The organism is Pseudomonas sp. BN505 (assembly GCF_029873175.1).
Lineage (GTDB): Bacteria > Pseudomonadota > Gammaproteobacteria > Pseudomonadales > Pseudomonadaceae > Aquipseudomonas > Aquipseudomonas putida.
The window spans coordinates 140,311-159,940 of record NZ_SSOI01000070.1; the positions used below are offsets into that span (position 1 = coordinate 140,311).

At 61.9% G+C, this 19,630-nt stretch carries 15 protein-coding genes; 5 read left to right on the forward strand and 10 right to left on the reverse strand.

All coding sequences use genetic code 11. From position 1 onward, the window contains the following. Nucleotides 1-17 precede the first annotated feature (17 nt). From E8E78_RS27170 to acs, 4 genes are all read right to left on the reverse strand, one after another. Nucleotides 18-716, reverse strand: a complete 699-nt coding sequence (locus tag E8E78_RS27170) for an ABC transporter permease (RefSeq protein ID WP_280314426.1) — start codon at nt 714-716, stop codon at nt 18-20. Then, complete coding sequence (locus E8E78_RS27175) at nt 713-1,402, reverse strand: ABC transporter permease (protein ID WP_016498487.1); 690 nt, start codon at nt 1,400-1,402, stop codon at nt 713-715. Before E8E78_RS27175 ends, E8E78_RS27170 begins: the two co-directional genes overlap by 4 nt. Before the next feature lie 88 nt (nt 1,403-1,490). Next, nucleotides 1,491-2,276: an ABC transporter substrate-binding protein gene (locus E8E78_RS27180; protein ID WP_049274969.1), complete on the reverse strand. Its 786-nt coding sequence runs from the start codon at nt 2,274-2,276 to the stop codon at nt 1,491-1,493. Between the two features lie 617 nt (nt 2,277-2,893). After that, nucleotides 2,894-4,855, reverse strand: a complete 1,962-nt coding sequence (gene acs, locus E8E78_RS27185; RefSeq protein ID WP_016498485.1) for an acetate--CoA ligase — start codon at nt 4,853-4,855, stop codon at nt 2,894-2,896. A gap of 397 nt (nt 4,856-5,252) precedes the next feature. Between acs and E8E78_RS27190 the strand changes: the two genes are divergently transcribed. Further along, nucleotides 5,253-5,507, forward strand: a complete 255-nt coding sequence (locus tag E8E78_RS27190) for a DUF2790 domain-containing protein (RefSeq protein WP_003254526.1) — start codon at nt 5,253-5,255, stop codon at nt 5,505-5,507. Between the two features lie 151 nt (nt 5,508-5,658). On the opposite strand, the gene E8E78_RS27195 is transcribed toward E8E78_RS27190, so the two are convergent. Then, the gene (locus E8E78_RS27195) at nt 5,659-7,218 is read right to left on the reverse strand and encodes a sigma-54-dependent phenylalanine hydroxylase transcriptional regulator PhhR (protein ID WP_016498484.1); all 1,560 of its coding nucleotides are present in this window, start codon (nt 7,216-7,218) and stop codon (nt 5,659-5,661) included. Nucleotides 7,219-7,474: 256 nt separating this feature from the next. Between E8E78_RS27195 and phhA the strand changes: the two genes are divergently transcribed. The 3 genes from phhA (at nt 7,475) to E8E78_RS27210 (ending at nt 10,358) form a co-directional block, all read left to right on the forward strand. Next, complete coding sequence (gene phhA / locus E8E78_RS27200; protein ID WP_016498483.1) at nt 7,475-8,263, forward strand: phenylalanine 4-monooxygenase; 789 nt, start codon at nt 7,475-7,477, stop codon at nt 8,261-8,263. A 40-nt stretch (nt 8,264-8,303) separates the two neighbouring features. After that, nucleotides 8,304-8,660: a 4a-hydroxytetrahydrobiopterin dehydratase gene (locus E8E78_RS27205; RefSeq protein WP_016498482.1), complete on the forward strand. Its 357-nt coding sequence runs from the start codon at nt 8,304-8,306 to the stop codon at nt 8,658-8,660. A gap of 510 nt (nt 8,661-9,170) precedes the next feature. Further along, nucleotides 9,171-10,358, forward strand: coding sequence for an MFS transporter (locus E8E78_RS27210; RefSeq protein WP_084967286.1), 1,188 nt, complete (start codon nt 9,171-9,173; stop codon nt 10,356-10,358). Nucleotides 10,359-10,481: 123 nt separating this feature from the next. On the opposite strand, the gene E8E78_RS27215 is transcribed toward E8E78_RS27210, so the two are convergent. Next, nucleotides 10,482-13,502: an FAD-binding and (Fe-S)-binding domain-containing protein gene (locus E8E78_RS27215; protein ID WP_059394753.1), complete on the reverse strand. Its 3,021-nt coding sequence runs from the start codon at nt 13,500-13,502 to the stop codon at nt 10,482-10,484. Nucleotides 13,503-13,654: 152 nt separating this feature from the next. Here E8E78_RS27215 and E8E78_RS27220 point away from each other — a divergent pair, with 152 nt between their 5' ends. Next, entirely contained in the window at nt 13,655-14,539 is an 885-nt protein-coding gene (locus E8E78_RS27220; protein ID WP_016498479.1) for a LysR substrate-binding domain-containing protein, read from the forward strand. A gap of 166 nt (nt 14,540-14,705) precedes the next feature. On the opposite strand, the gene E8E78_RS27225 is transcribed toward E8E78_RS27220, so the two are convergent. The 4 genes from E8E78_RS27225 to E8E78_RS27240 form a co-directional block, all read right to left on the reverse strand. Continuing rightward, nucleotides 14,706-16,124: an amino acid permease gene (locus E8E78_RS27225; RefSeq protein ID WP_162465267.1), complete on the reverse strand. Its 1,419-nt coding sequence runs from the start codon at nt 16,122-16,124 to the stop codon at nt 14,706-14,708. Nucleotides 16,125-16,847: 723 nt separating this feature from the next. After that, a complete protein-coding gene (gene rluB / locus E8E78_RS27230) occupies nt 16,848-17,915 on the reverse strand; it encodes a 23S rRNA pseudouridine(2605) synthase RluB (protein ID WP_016498477.1) in 1,068 nt (355 codons plus the stop codon). Between the two features lie 192 nt (nt 17,916-18,107). Continuing rightward, nucleotides 18,108-18,875: an SMC-Scp complex subunit ScpB gene (gene scpB / locus E8E78_RS27235; RefSeq protein ID WP_063423038.1), complete on the reverse strand. Its 768-nt coding sequence runs from the start codon at nt 18,873-18,875 to the stop codon at nt 18,108-18,110. Next, nucleotides 18,862-19,587: a ScpA family protein gene (locus E8E78_RS27240; protein WP_274138477.1), complete on the reverse strand. Its 726-nt coding sequence runs from the start codon at nt 19,585-19,587 to the stop codon at nt 18,862-18,864. Before E8E78_RS27240 ends, scpB begins: the two co-directional genes overlap by 14 nt. Nucleotides 19,588-19,630 lie beyond the last annotated feature (43 nt).

Here is a 19,630-nt window from a genome sequence, read left to right on the forward strand (position 1 = left end):
CGATTCTCACAAAGCGGTCAGTGCTTGCGCGGCGCCAGGTAGCCGAGCCAGCGGCGTTCGGCCATCTTGAACAGGCGCACCAGGATGAAGGTCAGGCACAGGTAGAACACGCCCGCCGTGATGTAGGCCTCGAAAGGCAGGTAGTACTGGGCATTGACCGTGCGTGCGGCACCGGTGATGTCGATCAGGGTGACGATCGACGCCAGGCTGGTGGTCTGCAGCATCATGATCACTTCGTTGCTGTACTGCGGCAGCGCCCGGCGCAGGGCCGATGGCAGCAGGATGCGCCGGTACATCTTCATGCGCGACATGCCCATGGCCTTGGCCGCCTCGATCTCGCCGTGGGGCGTGGCCTTGAGGCTGCCGGCGATGATTTCTGCGGTGTAGGCACTGGTGTTGACACCGAACGCCAGGCAGGCGCAGAACGTGGCGCTGGACAGCAGCGGCCAGGCGAAGCTTTCACGTATCGCCTCGAACTGCGCCAGGCCGTAGTAGATCAGGAACAGCTGCACCAGCATCGGCGTGCCGCGAATCACGTAGGTGTAGAGCCACGCCACGAGATTGACCACAGGCTGCTTCGACACGCGCATCAGGCCTAGCGGAATGGCCGCCAACAGGCCGAAGAACAGCGAAATCGCCAGCAACTTGAGGGTGGTCAGCAGGCCGCCGAAGTACAACGGCAATGCCTCCCAGACGACGTTGTAGTCGAAGATCATAGTTCAGCCACCTTGACGCCCACCGAGTAGCGGCGCTCGAGATACTTCAGGGCCAGCAGCGAGACGCTGGTCAGCACCAGGTACAGGGCCGCCACCGCCAGGAAGAAGGTGAAAGGCTCGCGGGTGGCGTCGGCCGCCTGCTTGGCCTTGAACATCATGTCCTGCAGGCCGACGACCGAAATCAGCGCGGTGGCCTTGGTAAGCACCAGCCAGTTGTTGGTGAAACCCGGGATCGCCAGGCGAATCATTTGCGGCACCTGGATGCGGAAGAACACCTGGCGGTTGCTCATGCCATACGCCACGCCCGCTTCGGCCTGGCCCTTGGGAATACCGAGGAAGGCACCGCGGAAGGTTTCTGACAGGTACGCGCCAAAGATGAAGCCCAGCGTGCCGATACCCGCCGCCAGCGGGTTCAGGTCGATGTAGTCTTCGTAGCCGAGCAGCGGTGCCACCCGGTTGATGATGTCTTGCCCGCCGTAGAAAATCAGCAGGATCAGGACCAGGTCCGGAATACCACGGATAACGGTGGAATACAGATCGCCCAGCCAGGCCAGCCAGCGCACCGGCGACAAGCGCAGCGCCACACCGATCAGGCCGAGCACGATGGCCAGGGCCATCGACGACAGGGCGAGCTGCAGCGTCAGCCACGCCCCGTCGAGGATGACTGCCCCGTAGCCTTTCAACATGATGAGGTCCTCGACCTAGAGAATGAAAAATGGTGCAAACCTCAGAGCCTCTGCTGTTTGCACCATTGCACAGGTGAAACCCGATGTCTTAGTTCGAGTCTGGACCGTAGATGTCGAAGTTGAAGTACTTCTTCTCGATTTCTTTGTACTTGCCGTTGGCACGGATGGCGTCGATGGCCGCGTTGATGCGCTCGACGTTCGCCTTGTCACCCTTGCGCACGGCAATGCCGATACCGTCACCGAAGTACTTGGCGTCGGTGAAGGCCGGGCCTACGAAGGCAAAACCCTTGCCGGCGTCGGTCTTGAGGAAGCCGTCTTCCAGCAGGGTGGCGTCAGCCACGGTGCCGTCGAGGCGGCCGGCTGCCACGTCCAGGTAGATTTCGTTCTGGGTGCCGTAAGGCACCACGGTGGCACCTTTGGCGCCCAGCACTTCCTTGGCGAAGCGGTCATGGATCGAGCCGCGCTGCACGCCGATCTTCTTGCCTTTGAGCTCATCCAGGCTTTCGCTGACAGCGGTGCCGTCCTTCATGACCAGGCGCGCCGGGGTCAGGTAGTAGCGCTTGGTGAAGTCGACCGACTTCTTGCGGTCTTCAGTGATCGACATGGACGACAGAATGGCGTCGATCTTGCGCACTTTCAGCGCCGGGATCAGGCCGTCGAACTCCTGCTCGACCCAGGTGCACTTGGCTTTCATCTGTTCGCACAGGGCGTTGCCGATGTCGTAGTCGAAACCGGCGATGCTGCCATCGGGCTGCTTGAAGGCGAAGGGTGGGTAGGCAGCTTCAATGCCGATTTTCAGGGGTTTTTCATCGGCCTGCGACACCAGGGAAAACACAGACAGCGCCAGGGCGCCAAGCAGTGCGAGCTTCTTCATCAGGTAACTCCATCGGTACGGGGCAATACAAGGCAGGTAACAACTGCCCGATATGCGAATGGGTACAACGCGAGCCGCGCAGGGTTCGACCAAGGTCGCAGACCACGAGCGAGTGAGTGGCATTTTAGCGACAGCCCGGTAGTCGATATTTCTTCAAAGCGACAACTACTTACAGAAGCGCTTGAAACCGCTGCGGGCGATGTTGACAGCCAGTGCAAAATATGCAAAAGCGCAAGAAATAGAACCTATAGACCTAGCAATTCCTGGGCCTATTATTGGCAAAGCCTTGTACTACGGCAAGTGTAGCGTGCTGTGTTGCAAAAAATGGCTACGGGAACGCACCGAAACGGGCCTGATTTGTTTCTTCGCGCCCCGAACTTGTGCAGCACCGGTGACAGAACAGTTACCGATGAATGTCGGGTAACAGTAAAGCAAAAACCCCGCCGGTTGCCCGGGCGGGGTTTAGTCTGGTCGTGGCGTGTGCAAGCAGCCCTGTGGGAGCGGGCGTGCCCGCGAAGCAGTCAACGCGGTGGATGGCACCGGCTGCGCCGGTGTTCGCGGGCACGCCTGCTCCCACATAAAGCCACTCCCACAAGGGCCCGCGCTCTGCCTCGATATCAGGCCGAAGCCAGGTTCATGGCCTTGTGGGTATCGATCAGGTGCTGCACCACACCCGGGTCAGCCAGTGTCGAGATATCGCCCAGCGCATCGTACTCACCGGTGGCAATCTTGCGCAGGATGCGGCGCATGATCTTGCCCGAACGGGTCTTCGGCAGGCCCGGCGCCCACTGGATCACGTCCGGCGAGGCAATCGGGCCGATTTCCTTGCGCACCCAGTTTTTCAGCTCCAGGCGCAACTGCTCACTGGCCTCGATACCGGAATTGAGGGTGACATACACATAGATGCCCTGGCCCTTGATGTCGTGCGGCACGCCAACCACTGCAGCCTCGGCAACTTTCGAATGCGCGACCATGGCGCTTTCGATTTCGGCAGTACCCATGCGGTGACCGGAGACGTTGAGCACGTCATCCACACGACCGGTGATCCAGTAGTAGCCATCTTCGTCGCGGCGCGCACCGTCGCCGGTGAAGTACATGCCACGGAAGGTCTTGAAGTAGGTGTCGACAAAGCGGTCGTGGTCGCCGTACAGCGAACGCGACTGGCCTGGCCAGGAGTCGAGGATCACCAGGTTGCCTTCGGCCGCACCTTCGATCAGGTTACCCAGGTTGTCCACCAGGGCGGGCACCACACCAAAGAACGGGCGGGTTGCCGAGCCCGGCTTGAGGCCGGTAGCGCCCGGCAGCGGGCTGATCAGGATGCCGCCGGTTTCGGTCTGCCACCAGGTGTCGACGATCGGGCAGCGCTCCTTGCCTACAGTCTTGTAGTACCAGTTCCACGCTTCAGGGTTGATCGGCTCGCCCACCGAGCCAAGCAGACGCAGGCTGGAACCATCGGCCCCTTCAACAGCGGCCTGCCCTTCGGCCATCATCGCGCGGATGGCGGTTGGCGCGGTGTAGAGGATGTTGACCTTGTGCTTGTCGACGATCTTCGAGACGCGGGTAATGTCCGGGTAATTCGGCACGCCTTCGAACAGCAAGGTGGTGGCGCCGTTAGCCAGCGGGCCGTAGACGATGTAGCTGTGGCCAGTGACCCAACCGACGTCGGCGGTGCACCAGTAGACCTCGCCCGGGCGATAGTCGAACACGCGCTCATGGGTCAGCGCGGCATACACCAGGTAACCGCCGGTGGTGTGCAGCACACCCTTCGGCTTGCCCGTGGAGCCAGAGGTATAAAGGATGAACAGCGCTTCTTCAGCACCCATTTCCTTTGGCGCGCAGTGGCTGGAGGCCACTTTCATCAGGTCTTCGTACCAGATGTCGCGGTGCTGGTGCCAGGCAATATCACCACCGGTGCGCTTGCACACGATGATCTTCTGCACGCTTTTGGTTTCAGGGTTGGTCAGCGCCAGGTCGACGTTGGCCTTGAGCGGGGTACGACGGCCGCCACGCACGCCTTCGTCGGCGGTGATCACCACCTTGGACTCGCAATCGATGATGCGGCCGGCCAGCGCTTCAGGGGAGAAGCCACCGAACACCACCGAGTGGATCGCACCAATACGGGCACAGGCCAGCATGGCCACCACGGCCTCGGGGATCATCGGCATGTAGATGGTGACCACGTCACCACGGTGCACGTCCTGGCCACGCAGGGCGTTGGCGAACTTGCAGACCTGCTCGTGCAGTTCACGGTAAGTGATGTTGCGGTGTTCGGAAGGGTCGTCGCCTTCCCAGATGATGGCCAACTGATCACCGCGCTCTTCGAGGTGGCGGTCCAGGCAGTTGGAGGAAACGTTCAGAGTGCCGTCGGCGAACCATTTGATATCGACGTGGTGGTCGTCAAAGGAGGTTTGCTTGACCTTGGTGAACGGTTTGATCCAGTCGATACGCTGGGCCTGCTCGCGCCAGAAGCCGTCCGGGTTGATCACCGATTTCTGGTACATGGCCTTGTAGGTGGCCTCGTCGGTCAGGGTAGTGGCCGCAACCTCGGGACGAACGGGATACAGTGGAGCCGCACTCATCTGTGTTACCTCGGTGTAATAGTTGTTTTTGTATGGAACCGTTTGTAACTGTACCAGAGCGACAAAAGCCATTCGACGTTGGTAGTAATTTGGTACGCCCGTTCCGGCAAAGCCCTCTAGCTCGGGCATTACAGCCGATGAGGGCAAAAAAAAAGGGGGTTAACACGGGATTGTTACAGATTCTGTCAAAACACTTTATCAAAAGACCCACTGTTTCGGCCTTGGCCAGCGCCATAAAATTCACCTCGCCAGCAACGGCAAGGCGATTAACAACTGGTAACAGCCCCCACGAAGGCAAGCGTTAATCTCCATCTAATCCCGATAGTTAAAACTAGCAATACTCGCGGCGCCATAAGCGCCGCGTGCCCCCTCACGACCTTAGACAGGTAAATAGAAAATGAAAGCTTTACTGGTATTGGTACTTGGCAGTCTTTGCGGCGCGGCGATGGCCGGCGAAGCCAAAGATGCCGAGCAGATTCCGGTTGAACAGTACAGTTACTCGCAGCACCTGGACATTGCCCGCGTCATTTCCATGAGCGAAGTGCCCAATGTGTGCGAAGTCGTGCCAGCCCGCATGACCTACGAGGACTCCCAGGGCCAGAAGCACATTCTCGAATACCGCGTGATGGGGAACGGCTGCTCCAACGGCTGATACCTTATGAATTGGGGGCCCTGCGGGCCCCTTCGCGGCACAAGGCCGCTCCTACAGGTATTGCGCAATCCTCAAACCCGCGCCGTACCTGTAGGAGCGGCCTTGCGCCGCGAAAGGACTGCGAAGCAGTCCCAAGTTCTTTGCCCGACAACTAATCCGCGGACTTGCCAAGCGAATAATCCCTTAACTTGTTGGCAATTGTCGTGTGCGAAACACCCAATCTTTTGCCCAAAGCCCGACTACTCGAAAACTCCCCCATCAAACTTTCCAGTACCGCCTTTTCAAAGCGCCCGACAATCTGCGAAAGATCCCCTTCCAGCGAAAACTCACCCAACGGTTGCCGCGCGCCATAATCCGGCAAGCGAATATGCTCGCTTTTGACCACGCCGCCTTCACATAAAGAAACCGCCTGGAACAATACGTTTTCCAACTGCCTTACATTACCTGGCCAATGGTATTGCCCAAGTTTGTCCATTGCGGCCGGCGCCAGGCGGGGCATGGCGCAGCCAATCTGCCGGCTGGCCTGATCGAGAAAGTGCTGTACCAGCCCTTCCAGCCCATCCATGCACTCACGCAAAGGCGGAATGTGCAGCGACAATACGTTGAGGCGGTGATACAGGTCCTGGCGAAACTCGCCACGGGCACACAGCTCGGACAAATCCACCTGGGTCGCGCAAATCACCCGCACATCCAGGTAGACCTCTTCATCGCTGCCTACCCGGCGGAAGCAGCCGTCCTGCAGAAAGCGCAGCAGCTTCACTTGCAGGCGCGGGCTCATCTCCCCTACCCCGTCAAGAAACAGCGTGCCGCCAGCGGTCAGCTCCAGCAACCCCAGCTTGCCCTCCGCCCGCGCCCCTTCGAATGCCCCGGGGCCGTAGCCAAACAGCTCGGTCTCGGCCATCGACTCCGGCAACCCGGCGCAATTGAGCGCCATCAGCGGCGACTGTCCGCGCGGGCTGGCCAGGTGGCAGGCGCGCGCCAGCAGCTCCTTGCCGGTACCGGTCTCGCCTTCAATCAGCAAGGGGGCATCCAGCGGTGCCATGCGCCGCGCCTCACGCACCACGGCGGCCATCACCCGCGAGCTCTGGAAGATGCTGTCGAAACCGCGCAGTTCCTGCTTGCGCACGTTATAGATACGCTCGCCGATGCGGTCAGCCCGGTGCAGGGTAAGTACCGCGCCCGCCAACGCCTCACTGTCATCGTGCTCGGACTGCAACGGCGCGATATCGGCCAGGAACACATCGCCTTTGACCTTGATGCGCATGCCGTTGATGCGCGACTTGTTGGCCCGTACCAGCTCCGGCAGGTCGAAGTCTTCCACGTAGCGCGCCAGCGGCATGCCGGGCACCTCGTCCACCCGCACCCCCAGCAGCTGCGCCGCAGTACGGTTGGCGGCGACGATACTGCCGCCCATGTCGATCGACAGCACCGGGAAATCCAGCGCGCCCAGCAGTGCGTTCAGCTCCATGTGCCTGCGCTCGCTGGGCATCAGCCCCACGCGCTTGACGCCGAATACCCCGGCAATCGCCTCGAACTTGGGCCGCAATGCCTGGAACTGCAGGTTGATCAGGTTCGGGCAATGCAGGTAGATGGCGTTGCCGTGGTCGCCGCCCACCTCACCGCGCAGCACGTTGATGCCGTACTCCACCAGCAGATTGAGGATGTCGCGCAGGATGCCAATACGGTTCTGGCAATGCACTTTGATACGCATGAGGGCTCTCGAAGCGCCAATGTTTTTCAACACCGCGCAGAAAATTCGTAAAGATAAGCTGACAAAAACCGCGCAACCATCAGCCAGATGCCTCGGATTTTCCGACACCTGCTCTATTTTGTAAAATTATCGTTACGAAAGTAGGGGTGACGAGCAACTACAAGCCCTGCCATCCATCGTGCAAACCGACCCGGGTGGGGATATTACTTAGGCATGTCCTGCACATAACAAGAAAAGCCCTCACCAGGAGAGCCTCATGAAACAGACGCAATACGTGGCACGCGAGCCCGATGCGCATGGTTTTATCGATTACCCGCAGCAAGAGCATGCGGTATGGAACACCCTGATCACTCGCCAGCTGAAAGTGATCGAAGGCCGCGCGTGCCAGGAATACCTGGACGGCATCGACCAGCTCAAGCTGCCCCATGACCGTATTCCGCAGCTGGGCGAGGTCAACAAGGTGCTGGGCGCCACCACCGGCTGGCAAGTTGCCCGGGTACCGGCGCTGATCCCCTTCCAGACTTTCTTCGAATTGCTGGCCAGCAAGCGCTTCCCGGTCGCCACCTTCATCCGCACCCCGGAAGAGCTGGACTACCTGCAAGAGCCCGATATCTTCCACGAGATCTTCGGCCACTGCCCGCTGCTGACCAATCCGTGGTTCGCCGAGTTCACCCACACCTACGGCAAGCTCGGCCTGGCTGCGACCAAGGAACAACGCGTGTACCTGGCGCGCCTGTACTGGATGACCATCGAGTTTGGCCTTATGGAAACCCCGCAGGGTCGCAAGATCTATGGCGGCGGCATCCTCTCGTCGCCCAAGGAGACCGTCTACAGTCTGTCTGGCGAGCCCGAGCACCAGGCTTTCGACCCGATCGAGGCGATGCGCACGCCGTACCGCATCGACATCCTGCAGCCGCTGTATTTCGTGCTGCCGAACATGAAGCGCCTGTTCGACCTGGCCCACGAAGACATCATGGGCATGGTCCATAAGGCCATGCAGCTGGGCCTGCACGCGCCGAAGTTTCCACCCAAGGTCGCCGCCTGAGCGACCTTGCCGATAACAACTCGAACTGGAAAGACACCCCATGAATGCCTTGAACCAAGCCCATTGCGAAGCCTGCCGCGCCGACGCACCGAAAGTCTCCGACGAAGAGCTGGCCGAGCTGATTCGCGAAATCCCGGACTGGAACATTGAAGTACGTGACGGCCACATGGAGCTTGAGCGCGTGTTCCTGTTCAAGAACTTCAAGCACGCCTTGGCGTTCACCAACGCCGTGGGCGAAATCGCCGAAGCCGAAGGCCACCACCCAGGGCTGCTGACCGAGTGGGGCAAGGTTACCGTCACTTGGTGGAGCCACTCGATCAAAGGCCTGCACCGCAACGACTTCATCATGTGCGCGCGCACTGACAAGGTGGCTGAATCGGCTGAAGGCCGTAAGTAATCGCTTAGAAACTGGGGTCGCTTCGCGCCCTTCGCGGGCTTGCCCGCTCCCACAAAGACGGCGCGCGCCTCTGGTTTTCGCGGTCCCTGTGGGAGCGGGCAAGCCCGCGAAGGGGCGCGAAGCGGCCCCAATTATTTGCAGGAAAAATGTGCGCTGTTCGCCCGCAAAACCGACAAGCGACCGGTAAAAAATCCAAACTGTCATCCAGACTTGTGTATCCTGCCCCAGCTTTGCGAAGCTTCAACCGCGCCTGGCGCAGACTTTTCACTCACACTTGCGAGGAACGACGAGATGCACGAAATCCCGAATCTTCCCTTCCCAAGCCTGAACCCAGAAGAGCCATCCGTGACCGTTCACGCCGAACCGGCAGCAGCCGTCGAGCAGGATAGTGACGATCAATCCAGCGCTGACCAGGAATAACTGCGCATCCCCGACTGTGTGAAAACGGCTGACCTGCGGGCTACCCCCGTCATCACGTTTTCACACCGTCCTGAACACACGTAGGTCCCCATGCCCGACTCACCGCGCCCCCTTGCGGTCACCCTGCAAGTCGTCTCCATCGTCCTCTTCACCTTCATCGGCTACCTGAACATCGGCATCCCACTGGCCGTGCTGCCCGGCTATGTGCATAACGACCTGGGTTTCAGCGCCGTGGTCGCTGGCCTGGTGATCAGCGTGCAGTACCTGGCCACCTTGCTCAGCCGCCCCACCGCCAGCCGCATCATCGACAACCATGGCAGCAAGAAAGCCGTCATGTATGGCTTGGTCGGCTGCGGGCTTAGCGGGGTGTTCATGCTGGCCTGCGCCTTCCTCACCCACCTGCCATGGCTGAGCCTGACCTGCCTGCTGGTAGGCCGCCTGGTGCTGGGCAGCGCCGAAAGCCTGGTGGGCTCGGGCGCGATTGGCTGGGGCATCGGCAGGGTGGGCGCCGAAAACACCGCCAAGGTCATCTCCTGGAACGGCATCGCCAGCTATGGCGCACTGGCCATCGGCGCGCCCCTGGGTGTGCTGATGGTCAAGGGCCTGGGGCTGTGGAGCATGGGCGTCAGCATCATCCTGCTGTGCGCCCTTGGCCTGCTGCTGGCCTGGCCCAAGCAGGCCGCGCCTATTGTCAGCGGTGTACGCCTGCCGTTCCTGCGGGTGCTGGGCAAGGTGTTCCCGCACGGCTCGGGACTGGCCCTGGGCTCGATCGGCTTTGGCACCATCGCCACCTTCATCACCCTGTACTACGCCAGCCGTGGCTGGGCTGATGCGGCGTTGACCCTGAGCCTGTTCGGCGCCAGCTTCATCAGCGCGCGGCTGCTGTTCGGCAACCTGATCAACCGGATTGGCGGGTTCAGGGTGGCGATTGCCTGCCTGTCGGTGGAAACACTCGGGCTGCTGATGCTGTGGCTGGCCCCCAGTGCCGAACTGGCACTGGCGGGTGCAGCACTGAGCGGGTTTGGTTTCTCACTGGTGTTCCCGGCATTGGGCGTGGAGGCGGTGAACCAGGTGTCGGCGGCCAACCGCGGCGCGGCGGTGGGGGCGTATTCGCTGTTCATCGATTTGTCGCTGGGGGTGACCGGGCCACTGGTGGGCGCGGTGGCGGCGGGGTTCGGGTTTGCTTCGATGTTTCTGTTTGCGGCGGCTGCCGCGGCTTGCGGGCTGGTGTTGAGCCTGTATCTGTACCGGCAGGCGCGGAGTAGCCGCAGCCACTAACAAGCGGGGGCGCTTTGCGCCCCATTCGCGGCACAAGGCCGCTCCTACAGGGGGCACGCTACCACTTGTAGGAGCGGCCTTGTGCCGCGAATGGGCTGCAAAGCAGCCCCGAGGCCCTGAAGATTAACGCTGGGCGTACTGCAACACCACTTCCAGCGGATGGCGCATCTTGCGCTCGGTCATGCGCTTGACCTGGCTACGGCACGAGTAGCCCGTCGCCAACGGCTCCCCTTCCTTGTCCAGCTTGGTCGCCCAGCTCTGCTCGAAGATGGTCCGCGATGTCTCCTGGTTACGTGCCTCATGCCCGTAGGTACCGGACATGCCGCAGCACCCCGTCGCCTCGGTCACCAGCTTCAGGCCCAAACGCTCAAACACCTGCTCCCACTGCCGGGTGCTGGCTGGCACGTTGGTCTTCTCGGTGCAATGCGCCATCAGGCGGAAGTTGCCCGGCGCGGTCGGCGCCTGCTCGGGCAGCACATCCATCAGCCACTCCTGCGGCAACAGCACCTTCGGGCAACCTTCCAGCCCTGGCACTTTCTGGTATTCCTGGCGATACACCAGGGTCATCGCCGGGTCCAGGCCCACCAGGGGCACGCCGCAGTCGGCCAGGGCCTTGAGCTGGGTGGCGTTGCGGATCGCCGCCTTGGCGAATGCACCGAGGAAGCCCTGCACATGCAGCGGTTTGCCGTTGGCGCTGTACGGCGCCAGGAACACCCGATGACCCAGGCGGTGGGCCAGGTCGATAAAGGCTGACAGCAGCGGCGTTTCGAAGTAGCGGGTAAAGGCGTCCTGCACCAGCACGATGCTGCGTTCGCGCTGGGCCGGGGTCAGTTCACGCAGGGCCGGCACACTGGCCACGCCAACGCGGCAGCGGGTCAGGGTGGCCTGGAAGTTGAAACGGCTGATCAGCGGGCTGTCGACCATGCCGATCTTGTCGGCCAGCAGCCTGGTCACCCACTTCGAGCCCATCACCGCGTTGTACAGCCCTGGCGCGTGGGCCAGGTACGGAATGCTGAATTCCAGCGAGCCAATCAGGTAGTCACGCAGCGGGCGCTGGTAGCGGCCGTGGTACAACTCGAGGAAGCGTGAACGGAAGTCCGGCACGTTGACCTTGATCGGGCACTGCCCGGCGCACGACTTGCACGCCAGGCATCCGGCCATGGCGTCGTACACTTCATGGGAGAAATCTTCCTGCCCCTGGCTGCGTGCGCGGTTGTTGCGCAGGCGCGCTGGCAGGCCCTTGAGCCACGACACCTTGTTGCGCGCCGCGGCCAGCACGTCGATGTTCGCCTCGCCCTGCAGGCGCAGCCATTCGCGCATCAGCGAAGCACGGCCCTTGGGCGAATGCTGGCGTTCGCGGGTGGCCTTCCACGACGGGCACATGGCGTCGTTGGGGTCGTAGTTGTAGCAGGCGCCGTTGCCGTTACAGTGCACGGCACTGGGGAAGTCCTGCCACACGCGCTCGTCGATGGTACGGTCGAGGTCGCCGCGCAGGGTCACGCCATCGACCGGGGTCAGGCCTTCGGCGCTGCCTGGCGGGGTGCAGATCTTGCCCGGGTTGAGCTGGTTGTGCGGGTCAAAGGCACCCTTCAGGCGCTGCAGCGCCGGGTACAGCTCGCCGAAGTACTCCGGCACGTATTCGGAGCGCAGGCCTTTGCCGTGCTCGCCCCACAGCAAACCGCCGTAGCTTTTGGTCAGCGCCGCCACCGCATCGGAAATCGGCTTCACCAGCGCAGCCTGGGCCGGGTCTTTCATGTCCAGTGCCGGGCGTACGTGAAGCACGCCAGCATCGACGTGGCCAAACATGCCGTAGGTCAGGCCGTAGCCATCGAGCAGCGCGCGGAAGTCGGCGATGTAGTCGGCCAACTGCTCCGGCGGTACCGCGGTGTCTTCGACAAACGGCTGCGGGCGCACCTCGCCCTCGACGTTACCCAGCAAGCCCACCGAGCGCTTGCGCATGACGTAGACGCGAGTGACCGCCTCGGCGCCTTCTGCCAGGGTATGCCCCAGGCGCTCGACGCTGGTGTCCGCCTGCAAGTGTTCGACAAAAGCCTGCACCCGGGCGTTGACCTCGGCCGGCTCGTCGCCACAGAACTCCACCAGGTTGATGCCCAGGGTGGGGCGCTCGGGGTCGGCCGGGAAGTATTCGGCAACGCTGTGCCAGACGATGTCTTTCATCGCCAGCATCAACACCCTGGAGTCGACGGTCTCGATCGACAGTGGCTTGTGTGCCATCAGCGCGTTGGCGTCGCGCAGGGCATCCATGAAGCTGGTGTAGCGCACGTTGACCAGCACCGCGTACTTGGGGATCGGCAGCACGTTGAGCTTGGCTTCGACCACGTAACCCAGCGAGCCTTCGGCGCCACACAGCACGCTGTTGAGGTTGAAGCGGCCCTGCTCGTCGCGCAGGTGCGCCAGGTCGTAGCCGGTCAGGCAACGGTTGAGTTTGGGGAAGGTGGTTTCGATCAGTTCAGCCTGAGTTTCCTGAATCTCGCGGGCCATGCGGTACACCTCGCCGACCCGGCCGGGCGCGGCGCAGGCCTGCTCCAGCGCGGCATCGTCGATCGGCAGGCTGTGCAGGCGCTCGCCACCGAGCAGCACGCTGTGCAGCTCCAGTACGTGGTCGCGGGTCTTGCCATAGGTGCAGCTGCCTTGGCCGCTGGCGTCGGTGTTGATCATGCCGCCGACCGTGGCGCGGTTGGAGGTGGACAGTTCGGGGGCGAAGAACAGGCCGTGCGGCTTGAGCGCCGCATTGAGCTGGTCCTTGACCGTACCGGCCTGCACCCGCACCCAGCGCTCCTCGACGTTGATTTCGAGGATCTTGTTCATGTGCCGCGACAGGTCGACGACGATGCCGTCGGTCAACGACTGGCCGTTGGTGCCGGTACCACCACCGCGCGGGGTCAGCTTGACGTCCTGGAAGCGTGGGTCACCCATCAGCGTGGCAACCCGCGCCACGTCGTCGGCGTCCAGCGGGAACACCGCCGCCTGAGGCAAGCGCTGGTAGATCGAGTTATCGGTGGCCAGCACGGTACGGGTGCCGTAGTCGGCACTGATCTGGCCACGGAAGCCGCTGCTGCGCAGGGCATCGAGGAATTCGGGGTAGTTGGCGCTCGGTGCAACGGTCGGCAGCTGGGCGATCATCGAAGGATGGCCTCTTGATATTGGCTAATTCACGGGATTCCTGTCGCTCCGGCATAGGTGTTGCCATGCCGGGGTGACGTATAGGCCAATGTTCCTGTAGTTTCGCCTCAGGGGCAAACGGATAATCCTGCCGCTATCAATGACTTTTATGAATGAATTACCGCCACCTGACACCGTCCATGTCGCTGCTGCTGGCATTCGAGGCCGCCGCCCGGCATGAAAGCTACACCCGCGCCGCTGCCGAACTGTCACTGACCCAGAGCGCGGTCAGCCGCCAGGTGCAGGCGCTGGAACAACAACTGGGCCTGACCCTGTTTCGCCGCGAAGGCCGCCAGGTGCAGCTGACCGATGTCGGCCGGCTGTACCAGCGCGAGCTCAGCGAGGCATTGGGGCGCATCCGCAGCGCCACCCTGCAGGCACTGGCCTACCAGTCAGGGGTGGGCACCTTGCGCCTGGCCACCCTGCCCACCTTCGGCTCGAAATGGCTGCTGCCGAGGCTGCATGCGTTCTACAGCGCCCACCCGGGCATGCTGGTGCACATTCATTCACGCATCGAAGCCATCAACTTCGACACAAGCGAAATCGATGCCGCCATCGGTGTGGCCAGCCATGATCTGCCGGGGCTGATCTGCCATCGCCTGCATGCCGAGGAACTGGTGGTGATCCTGCCGCCGGAGGCCGGTGCAGATAGCCAGGGCTGGAGCCCGGCAAGGATCAGTGAAGAGGTGCTGCTGAATGTGGCAAACAACCCCCATGCGTGGGGCGAGTGGTTTTCACACCATGGCCTGCCGCACCGGTCGATGCGCCTGGGGCCGAGCTTTGAGCTGACGTCGCACCTGATTCAGGCCGTACGGGCCGGGATTGGTATCGGCCTTGTGCCGCGCATTCTGGTAGAGGAGGAGTTGGCCAAGGCAGAGCTGTACAGCCCTGGGGTGGCATTTGCCAGCCAGCGTAGTTACTACCTGATCTATCCGCCCCGGAATGAGGCCTTGCCGTCGTTACGGGCATTCAGGGGCTGGTTGCTGGAGCAGATCTGAAGGATACGTTGCCTGTGCCGGCCTCTTCGCAGCGCAAGGCTGCTCCTACACATGGAACGGCGTTCGCCTGTAGGAGCAGCCTTGTGCTGCGAAGAGGCCGGCACAGACAACAAAAAACCCCAAGTCAGTCGCCTGACTTGGGGTTTCTGCTGACTACGTTGCCGAGTTACTTGGCTGCGGTACCCGCAACCCCACCGGCATTCATCCTGCGGCGCGGCTTGACCATGTAGACAACGAACATCGCAAACAGCCACACCGGGATCGCATACACCGAAACCTGGATGCCCGGGATCATCAGCATGATGCCCAGAATCAGCACCACGAAGGCCATTACCACGTAGTTGCCATAGGGATACCACAGCGCCTTGAACAGCGGCTTCTGGCCAGTACGGTCCAGGTGCTGACGGAACTTCAGGTGGGAGTAGCTGATCATCGCCCAGTTGATCACCAGGGTAGCCACTACCAGCGACATCAGCAGCTCCAGGGCGTTCTGCGGCATCAGGTAGTTGAGCAGCACGGCGACAAAGGTAACGGCAGCCGACACCAGGATCGCACGCACTGGCACGCCACGCTTGTCGACCTTGGCCAGCGATGCCGGGGCATCGCCCTGCTCGGCCATGCCCAGCAGCATGCGGGCGTTGCAGTAGGTGCCGCTGTTGTACACCGACAGCGCGGCGGTCAATACCACGAAGTTCAGCAGGTGGGCGGCCACGTCACTGCCCAGCAGCGAGAACACCTGCACGAACGGGCTGCTGCCGTAGCTGCCACCCGAGGCATCGATGCTGGCGACCAGGTTGTCCCACGGGGTCAGCGACAGCAGCACCACCAAGGCACCGACATAGAAGATCAGGATGCGGTAGATGACCTGGTTGATCGCCTTCGGGATCACGGTCTTGGGCTTGTCGGCCTCGGCAGCGGTGAAGCCAAGCATTTCCAGGCCACCGAAGGAGAACATGATGAACGCCAGGGCCATGACCAGCCCGCTGACACCGTTCGGGAAGAAGCCGCCATGGGACCACAGGTTGGCGATGGTGGCGTCCGGGCCACCGCTGCCGCTGGTGAGCAGGTAGGCACCCAGGCCGATCATGCTGACGATGGCCACGACCTTGATGATGGCAAACCAGAATTCGGCTTCACCGAAGAACTTTACGTTCATCAGGTTGATGGCGTTGATCAGCACGAAGAACGCCGCCGCCGTGACCCAGGTAGGGATCTCCGGCCACCAGTAGTGAACATACTTGCCGACCGCCGAAAGCTCCGACATGCCCACCAGGATGTACAGCACCCAGCAGTTCCAGCCCGACAGAAAGCCGGCGAAACCACCCCAGTAAGTGTGGGCAAAGTGGCTGAACGAGCCGGCCACCGGCTCTTCGACAATCATTTCGCCAAGCTGGCGCATGATCATGAAGGCGATGAAGCCGCAAATGGCGTAGCCAAGGATCATTGACGGGCCGGCGGATTTCATCACGCCTGCCGAGCCGAGGAACAGGCCGGTACCAATCGCACCACCAAGGGCGATCAACTGGATGTGGCGGTTCTTCAGGCCCCGCTTGAGCTCGCCTGAATGCATGTTTTGTCCACTCATGAACGAAGTCACCTGCATTGTTTTTATCTGTGACGGAATCGGACCCACCGCGCTCGTGGCGCAGCGGAATGGGCAAGGTGGTTACCTTGGGTTTCTTGACCTCAGGTGCCGCCGGAGCGGGTCAACCAGGCGTGATCAAGAGTGCGCGGTACGCAAGAGGGTCACAGGTAAAACGCGGCGCACTGTATACCCCTGCAAACGCGCAGGCGTCAACGCGTTGCGTCCTTCCATCCGGAAAAAACGCAGCGATCCTGTGGTGTGGGCCTTGAAAGGCGGAGTGATCGGCGTACATGGCGCCTCCATTTGTTGTTTTGTCAGCCCGGCTCTGTGGACGGGCTCTTGCACACGGCAATGGCGGCTATAACACCGTGGGGACGGGGGTTTGGGCAAGGGTGGGAGGGCCCAGGACAGCGGCTTTGGCACCTGGACGCCGGCAAGGTTTGTTTACACGATTGGGCTTGATCTGAAATGCGGACTGAAAACGGCTACATTCGTATAAATTTCTTTACAGGGCGGTTCAGGAACTTGCCAGTCGTCCGAAAAATCTTTTTTGTTCAATATCTTGGGGCCGCTTTGCGGCCCTTTTCGCGGCACAAGGCCGCTCCTACAATGGCCGCGCAAGACCTTATAGACCGGTCGTATGGGCTGCAAAGCAGCCGCCAATTCCCACAGGCATAAAAAAACCAGCCCGAAGGCTGGTTGCTTGATTACCACATTGGCTTATCAGCCACGCGGCTTGCCGCGACCACGGCCTGCCGGCTTGTCACCCTCAGGCTTGCCCGGGCGCTTGCGCATATCGCTTGGGCGCTCGGCCACCGTGCTGCCACGGTTAGGTTTACGCGGAGCCTCTTCACGCGGCTGACGCGCCGGGCGCTCGCCAGTGGCGGCACCTTCGTGAGCCGGGCGCAGGTTGCGCACGCGCTCGCCACGGCCCAGCGGGCGGGTCGACTTGCGCTGCAGGCGCTCCATCTTGTCCTTGGCCTTGAGCTTCATGGCAGGCAGCGCCACTGGCTGCAGGCCCACTTCGGCAGCCAGGATGTCGATTTCGCCCTGGGTCATTTCACGCCAGCGGCCCATCGGCAGGTCGGAGTTGAGGAACACCGGGCCGAAACGCACGCGCTTCAGGCGGCTGACCACCATGCCCTGCGATTCCCACAGGCGACGTACTTCACGGTTACGGCCTTCCATCACCACGCAGTGGTACCAGTGGTTGAAGCCTTCGCCTCCTGGTGCCTTCTGGATGTCGGTGAACTTGGCCGGGCCGTCTTCCAGCATTACGCCGGCTTTCAGGCGCTCGATCATCTCGTCGTCGACCTCACCACGCACACGTACCGCGTACTCACGGTCCATCTCGTAGGACGGGTGCATCAGGCGGTTGGCCAGCTCACCGTCGGTGGTGAACAGCAGCAAGCCGGTGGTGTTGATGTCGAGGCGGCCGATGTTGATCCAGCGGCCTTCTTTTGGCCGTGGCAGGCGGTCAAACACGGTCGGACGGCCTTCCGGGTCGTCACGGGTGCAGATTTCGCCATCGGGCTTGTTGTACATGATCACCCGGCGAGTGGCCTCGGCGGCCTCTTCGCGCTTGATCAGCTTACCGTCTACGGCAATGGCGTCGTGCAGGTCGACGCGCTGGCCAAGGGTGGCTGCGACGCCGTTGACCTTGATGCGGCCCTGGCTGATCCAGGCCTCGACGTCACGGCGCGAACCCACGCCAATGCGCGCCAGCACTTTCTGCAGCTTTTCGCCGGATGGCGGGGTGATTTCGGTATCTTGCAGGTCTTGCTCACTCATCTGGGCACCTCCCGGTGTAGGAATGAAAACAGGTTCTTGGCGACGAACGCGCCAAAAGGCCGCGCATCATACGCGGTTCGGCAATGGAACGCACTGGAGGTTAGAGGGTTTTGCAAGTATTGGGAGCGGTTTCAGCCTAGTGGTCTTGTGTTGAGCTCACTGGCCCTATCGCCGGCACTGCCAAAAGAAGAATCAGGGCTGTAACTTGCCCTCTTCTTCCACGGAAGCCTCTGGCTCCTCCTCGCGCAAGTCATCAAAATCGATCTTCAGCCCCTCCTCCATGGCATCAAGCTCCACCAGCAAGCTACGGAAGCTGGTTTCGTCCTTAGGCTCTTCAACCTCTTCGTCCCCAAGGCTGGCATCCGCCAACGCCTGCAGGTGCGCCGGCACGGGCGCGTCATCCGGGTCGAGCAGCGGCTCCGGCTCCATTTCGCGCAACTCTGCCAAGGCCGGCAGCTCATCCAGGCTCTTTAGGTTGAAATGGTCGAGAAACCCTTTGGTGGTGGCAAACATCGCTGGCCGCCCGGGCACTTCGCGGTAGCCAACCACACGAATCCACTCGCGCTCGACCAGGGTTCTGATGATGTTGCTGTTCACCGCAACGCCCCGTACGTCTTCAATCTCGCCACGGGTGATGGGCTGGCGGTAGGCGATCAGGGCCAGGGTTTCGAGCAGCGCGCGCGAATAACGCTGCGGGCGCTCTTCCCACAGGCGCCCAACCCAGGGCGCAAAGTCTTCGCGGATTTGCAGGCGGTAGCCGCTGGCCACTTCCTTGAGTTCGAAGGCACGGCCGCTGCACGACTTGCCAAGCACCTCAAGGGCCTGCTTGAACACGTGGGGCTCAGGGCGCTCGCCCTCTTCGAGCAGCTCGTACAGGCGCTCCAGGGATTGCGGCTTGCCCGAAGCCAGCAAAAAAGCTTCGATCAGTGACGCCAGGTCGCGGGGGTCATTCAGGTTCATCAGGTTCTTCAACAAGCGCTGGGCGAAGCCGCACGTGGATGGCGGCGAAGGGTTCATTCTGCACCAGTTCGATCAGCGATTCCTTCACCAGTTCGAGCACCGCCATGAAGGTCACCACCACACCCAGCTTGCCCTCTTCGGCGGCAAACAGCGCGCCGAACGGCACAAAAGCACCGCCCTTGAGGCGCTCCAGCACCTGGCTCATGCGCTCGCGGGTAGACAAGGTCTCACGGCTGATCTGGTGGCTTTCGAACAGGTCGTTGCGGCGCATTACCTCGGCCATGGACACCAGCAGCTCTTCGAGGCTGACCTGCGGCAACAGCTTGCGCACCTTGGCCTGCGGTGCTTCCAGGCGCGGCACCACGACATCGCGGCCCACCCGTCGCAGTTCGTCGATGCCTTCGGCTGCGGCCTTGAAACGCTCATACTCCTGCAGGCGGCGGATCAGCTCGGCGCGCGGGTCGCCCTCCTCCTCCTCGACATCGGCTGAACGGGGCAGCAGCATGCGCGACTTGATCTCGGCCAGCATGGCGGCCATCACCAGGTACTCGGCGGCCAGCTCCAGGCGCACGCTCTTCATCAGCTCCACATAGCCCATGTACTGGCGGGTGATTTCCGCCACCGGGATGTCGAGGATGTCGATGTTCTGCTTGCGGATCAGGTACAGCAGCAGGTCCAGCGGCCCTTCGAAGGCTTCGAGGATGACTTCCAGGGCATCCGGCGGGATGTACAGGTCCAGCGGCATTTCGGTCAGG